Origin of the sequence: Gemmobacter sp. (assembly GCF_016792925.1) — a bacterium.
Classification (GTDB): Bacteria; Pseudomonadota; Alphaproteobacteria; order Rhodobacterales; family Rhodobacteraceae; genus Gemmobacter.
The window spans coordinates 1-6,021 of record NZ_JAEULU010000145.1; the positions used below are offsets into that span (position 1 = coordinate 1).

Annotated in this window: 4 protein-coding genes and 2 pseudogenes; 5 read left to right on the forward strand and 1 reads right to left on the reverse strand. The window is 64.5% G+C overall.

What is annotated here, in order from left to right; genetic code table 11:
* Window positions 1–227 (reverse strand): hypothetical protein (locus JNN06_RS07170; protein ID WP_291238916.1); only part of this gene is annotated, 227 nt, incomplete at its 3' end.
* Window positions 228–239: 12 nt separating this feature from the next.
* Between JNN06_RS07170 and JNN06_RS17640 the strand changes: the two are divergent.
* From JNN06_RS17640 to JNN06_RS07195, 5 genes and pseudogenes are all read left to right on the forward strand, one after another.
* A pseudogene (locus JNN06_RS17640) lies at window positions 240–443 on the forward strand (hypothetical protein); the annotation flags it as partial.
* A gap of 60 nt (window positions 444–503) precedes the next feature.
* Window positions 504–2,270 carry an Ig-like domain-containing protein gene (locus tag JNN06_RS07180; protein WP_366812589.1) on the forward strand — a complete coding sequence of 589 codons (1,767 nt, stop codon included), beginning with the start codon at window positions 504–506 and terminating at the stop codon, window positions 2,268–2,270.
* A gap of 13 nt (window positions 2,271–2,283) precedes the next feature.
* Window positions 2,284–3,612, forward strand: a complete 1,329-nt coding sequence (locus tag JNN06_RS07185) for a TolC family protein (protein WP_291238913.1) — start codon at window positions 2,284–2,286, stop codon at window positions 3,610–3,612.
* Window positions 3,609–5,840, forward strand: a complete 2,232-nt coding sequence (locus JNN06_RS07190) for an ATP-binding cassette domain-containing protein (protein WP_291238914.1) — start codon at window positions 3,609–3,611, stop codon at window positions 5,838–5,840. The genes JNN06_RS07185 and JNN06_RS07190 overlap by 4 nt, the downstream gene beginning before the upstream one ends.
* Window positions 5,837–6,021: pseudogene (locus JNN06_RS07195) on the forward strand (transporter); the annotation flags it as partial. The gene JNN06_RS07190 and the pseudogene JNN06_RS07195, both read left to right, overlap by 4 nt.

Sequence of the window (6,021 nt, forward strand, 5' to 3'; positions counted from 1 at the left end):
AAGACGACCCCGACGACGACGAAGATGACGCCGACGACGACGATGATGACGGCGACGACGACGATGATGACGGCGACGACGACGATGATGACGGCGACGACGACGATGATGATGACGGCGACGACGACGATGATGATGACGGCGACGACGATGATGACGGCGACGACGATGATGATGACGGCGACGACGACGATGATGATGATGACGACGATGACGGCGGCGAACACACCCCGCCCACCGTTGATAGTCCGGACGCAGACTCGACGCTGACGACCAACACCGAGGACCCCAAGCTGGTTGTGACCGGCACGGGGCATCCGGGGGATACGGTTGTCGTGGTGATCGGCGGCGAAACCCAGACCACGACCATCGGCACCGATGGCAAATGGGGCGTGGAATTCAAGGGCGACAGCTTCCCGGCTGACGGCGATTACAGCTCGACCGTCACCGTGACGGGCGGCGGTCAGACCTGGACGCTGGACGGGCCGGACTTCCTGATCGACATGACCCCCCCGCCGGTGGATGCAACCGTCGGTGTGGAAAGCGTGGGCGATGTGGAAAATGGCGCCGAATACAAGGATGGCGTGACCATCGGCGGCACCAGCGAGGCAGGTGCGACCGTGGCCGTCACCATCGGCGGCGCGACCCACAGCGTTGTGGCAGATGCTCATGGCAACTGGTCGGTGACCTTTGCCACCTCGGAAATCGCGGATGGCGAACACACGGTCGCCGCCACCATCACCGCGACCGATCCGCTGGGCAACATGACCACGATCACCGAAAATGTGGTGATCGACACCATCACCGAGGTCGCCTTCAGCGACACCCAGATGAGCGACAATGTCGTCTCGGGCGCCGAGAAGGCTGCGGGCGTCACGCTCAGCGGCACCGGCGAGGTGGGCGCGTCGATCAGCGTGGAGTTCGAGGGTGTGACCCGCACGACCACCGTGGGCGCCGATGGCACCTGGAAAGTGACCTATGCGGGCAGTGAAATCCGCAGCGGCACCTATGACTCGACGGTCACCGTGACGGCGACGGATGCGGCTGGCAACACCGCCACCGACAGCCATGTGGTGAAGGTGGACACCGAGGTTTCGGGCAAGATCGACAGCTATTCGACCCATGATGGCAAGGATGACGCCATCCTGAACAAGGTCGAGGCGCAGGATGGTCTGACGATCACCGGCACGGTCGAGGCTGACTCGACGGTTCAGGTCTCCTTCGATGGCAAGACCTTCCACACCGCCACCGTGATCGGCACCGGCTGGACTGTCACCATTCCGGCGGGCGAGATCCCGGCGGGCGAGAAGCTGGCCGATGTGGTGGTGAAGCTGACCGATCAGTATGGCAACACCGCCACGCTGACCGACAAGGTGCAGGTGGACCAGGTGGTGACCGGCTTCAATGTCGGCAGCTTTGCAGGCGACAATGTGCTGGACGCGGGCGAGCGCCATGATGGCGTGACCCTGACCGGCAAGGTGGAAGCGGGTTCGACCGTCTATATCACGCTGTCGAACGGCACCACGGCGCAGGTTGTGGCGAATGCCTCGGGCAACTGGTCGGCGACCTTCACCGCCTCGCAGCTGCCTGACATGGCTGACGGCACGATGAACGTCTCGGTCTATGCGGTGGACCGCGCGGGCAACTTCAGCTCCACGACGGTGATCCCGGTCACCGTGGATACCGAATTGCCGGATGTGGCCGATTTCGTCCGCTTCGAGAAGGACGTGGATGGTGGCATGACCAGCGTGCGTCTGGATACCGATGGCAACTATACTGCCGCCTCGGAGGACCAGTACGAGTTCACGCGCGTCAATTCGGATGGCTCGGTCACCAAGCTGACGACCGAATCCGCCAATCTGGGTGGCGATACCTTGTTCGAGTTCACCAATGGCAAGGTTCCGGATGGCACCTTCCTGGTGGTGACGGCCGAGGATGGCGCGGGCAACGAGAACAGCTCGCTGATCATCGTCGACAACAAGGGCGCCGTGGGCGATGTGGACCTGGGCAATGTGGGTCTGTCTGATTTCGACTTCAGCCAGATCGACCTGCGCGAGGCCGCCGGGGCCGAGCTGACGCTGTCGGCGACCGACCTGAACCGCCTGACCGGGCTGAACGAAGAGCTGCTCATCAAGGGTGGCGCGGATGACACCGTGAACCTGACCGGCTTCGGCTCGGCTACCTACACGCATGAAGGCGGCTATCACATCTATACGCTGGGCGACACGACCCTGCGTATCGAAGACGACGTCACCGTTAACACGATCTGACGGAGGGGGGCAGATGCCCGGCCATCGCGGTCACACCAGACGTGCCGGAGCCTTGCGCTCCGGCCCGGCGATCCTGCTCACCCTGGCGCTGGCCGGGTGCATGGGCAGCGATGGTCCGGGCGTCGCCAAATCCAGCATGACCCCCGGCGGCGAAATCCGCCGGGCGGGCGACGACACGCAGAACCGCTCGGCCATCATCGGCGAGTTGCTGTCGCGCAAATCCATCCTGCCGGGTTCGGGGGCTTATGCCGAGGTCGCGCAGGCGGTGATCGAGGCCAATGCCGCCCCGGCGCGGGCCGAGCTGCGCGTGGCGCGGCTGAAGGCCGAGGCGCGGGCGACCAACTGGCTGCCCTCGATCCGGCCGTCCTTGTCGCTGACCGATCTGGGCGAGACCTTTGCCTCGCTGCTTCTGGAACAGGTGTTGTTTGACGGCGGCGGGCGGAAGGCCGAGCGCGCCTTTGCGGCCGCCGATGTCGAGGTGGCGGCCACCACGCTGGCGCAAGATTTCAACCAGCGGGTTTTCGAGGGTCTGGGCCATTACATTCGGGCGCAGCGCGCGCTGGAGCAGGCCAACCTGGCCAATCAGGCCGTGGGCCGCATGGCGGAATTCGAGCGGATCGTGGGCATCCGTCTGGAAGGCGGCATGTCCGACCGTTCAGAGCAGCGCATCATCCAGCAAAAAACCTCGGAAATGCGGGCCAAGGCCAATGACGACCGCTTTCAGGCGCAGCAATCCATTGCCTCGCTGGAGGCCATGGCCGCGCGCCCGTTGTCTGGCCTGTCGGGCCTGCAAGCCTTGCCCGCAGATGCAGGCGCACCCGAGCCGCTGGCAGTGCTGAAAGCCCGTGCCGAAGGCAGCCGCAGCCTTGCCGAAGCCGATATGGCGAAATCGGGCTATCGTCCGGGCCTCAAGGCTGTCGCCAATCTGGATCAGGATGGCGATGTGGAAAGCGGCCTTTCGGTCGATTTCGACAATGCCATCGGTCTGGGCACCGGGGCCGAGCTTGAGGCGCTGGCCATGACCGGCGAGCTGACAGACCGCCGCATTGCCCGGGCCTCGGATGAGGCCAATCGCAACCTCATCGCGCTGCAACACCAGATCACCACGCTTCAGGCCCGCCGCGCCGAGGGTGAAACCGTGCTGGCGCAGACCGGGGCGACCCTTGACATGTTCACCGAACAGTACAAGGTCGGCCGACGCTCGTTGCTGGAGCTTGTGAACATGTTCGAAAGTTGGTCGGGCATGCAGCGGGAACAGGCATCGCTGAAGTATGAAATTGCCCTGTTGCAGCTGCAAATCGCGCGAGACAGGGGTGTATTGGTGGACGGGGCAGCATTGTGAGCGAAAATCGGATCATCGCCTTTGACATCAACGCCGGTCGCGCCGCGACGGGTGCCCAGCAGCAGGTCGCCGCGCGGCCTGCCATTGCCGTTCCGGCGGCGCCGGTTGCCAATCGCCATGCCGAAAAGATCGCGGCGCGGGCACGGCTGACCTCGGTTTATCTGGGTCTGTGCGGCGCCGAAGTGCCGGTTTCGGACCTTGGCGAACAGATCGAGCTGGCCAATCGCAGCAATGAGGTGCCGGGCCTTTACGAGATCGCCCGCGCCCTGACTCGCATGGGCATGAGCGCGCGCGTCGACAAGGTGCCCGCCCTGATGCCGACGCTGTGGCCCGCGTTGGCGCAGATGACCTCTGGCCAGATCGTGCTGGTTCTGGGCCAGACCGAGGACCGGCTGTCGATCTATGATGCCAGCCTGCCCGACAAGCAGTCGGAAGCCACGGTTGACGAATTTGCCCCGGTCTTTGATGGCGCCATCCTGCGCGCGCGCCCCTCGCTGGAGCAGCTGGAAACCCGGCATATCGAAAACAAGACCCCCTCGCATTGGTTCTGGGGCGAGTTCCGCAATTTCCGCCGTCAGTTCATCGAGGTGGCGGCGGGCTCGCTGGTGGCGAACCTGCTGGCCGTTGCGGTCGCCATGTTCTCGCTGCAAGTCTATGACCGGGTGATCCCGCATCAAAGCCAGGCGACCCTGTGGGTTCTGGCCCTTGGCGCCATGCTGGCGGTGATGATGGAAGGGTTCCTGAAAATCGCCCGCTCGACCCTGATGGATCTGACCGGCCGCCGGATCGAACTTGCGGTGCAGGAACGCCTGATGGAGCGCCTGTTGGGTATGAAGGCCGGGCCGAACCGCGCCACCCCGAGCCAGACCTTTGCCGCCATGCGCGAATTCGGCGCGGTGCGCGAGTTCTTCACCTCCACCACCATCGGCACGCTGGCCGATCTGCCCTTCCTGTTCATCTTCTTCGCGCTGGTCGCCTCGATCGGTGGCAACCTGGTTTGGGTGTTGATCGCGGGGTCGCTGTTGATGGTGCTGCCGGGCATCTTCTTCCAGAAGAAGATGATGGCGCTGACCAAGGAAACGCAAGGCGCCTCCACCCGTGCGGCGCGGCTGCTGTATGAAGCGGTCTATGAGCATGAAACCGTCACCACGCAGCGCGCGCAGGACCGTATCCGCCGCGTCTGGGCCGAGCTTTCGGCGCTGTCGGCGGTCAAGAACTCGGACCAGCGGCACCTCTCCTCGATGCTCACCTATTGGGCGCAGGCGATGCAGCAGCTGACCTATATCGCCGCTGTGGTGATTGGCGCCTATCTGGTGTTCGCCGGCGAGTTTACCGTGGGCACCATCATCGCCATCGGCATTCTGACCTCGCGCACCCTTGGGCCGCTGTCGCAAGTGGCGGGCACCATGGCGCGTTGGGCCAATGTCCGCGAGGCGCTGGCCGGGTTGGATGCCATCGCAGGGGCACCGCAGCAGGAAGAGGCTGGCCGCCACTATCTGCGCCGCGAAAAGATCACCGGCCAATACGAGCTGCGCAATATCGAGTTCAGCTATGACCCGAAATCCGCCCCGGTGGTGGATATTCCGGGCATCGTGATCCCGCAGGGGCAGCATGTGGCCATTCTTGGCTCCAACGGTTCCGGCAAATCGACGCTGCTGCGTCTGCTGGCCGGGCTTTATGATCCGACCAAGGGCCGCGTGCTGATTGATGGCGTGGACCTTGCGCAGGTGCATCCGCGCGACCTGCGCCGGGGTGTCGGCTATCTGGGTCAGGATGTGCGGCTGTTCGCGGGCACGATCCGCGACAACCTGAACATGACCCAGTTGGAGCGCGACGACAGCCGCATGCTGGCCGCGCTGGATTTCGCGGGCCTCGGCCCCTTCGTGCGCAACCATCCGCGCGGGCTGGATCTGGAGATCCGCGAGCTGGGCGAGGGCCTGTCGGTCGGGCAGAAGCAGTCGATCGGCTGGGCGCGTCTGTGGCTGCAAGACCCTTCGGTCGTGCTGCTGGATGAACCCACCGCCGCGCTGGATCAGACGCTGGAGGCCACGCTGGTCAGCCGTCTGCACCATTGGCTGAAAGGCCGCACGGCGGTGATTGCCACCCATCGCGTGCCGATCCTGCAACTGACGGAACGGACGCTGATCCTGCAAAATGGCAAGATGGCCGTGGACGGCCCGCGTGATGCCGTGCTGGCGCATCTGAGCAAACAGGCAGGTGCCAAATGACCGCGATCTATGATCACGACCTGGCCGAAGCGAATGGCCGCCGCCCCTCGATGACGATCTGGGCCATCGGGGCGGTGGTGGTGCTGTTCCTGGGCTGGGCCGCTATCGCCTGGGTGGCCGAGATCGTGCATGCGCCGGGCACGGTGGTTTCATCATCGCGGCCACAGATCATCTCGAACCT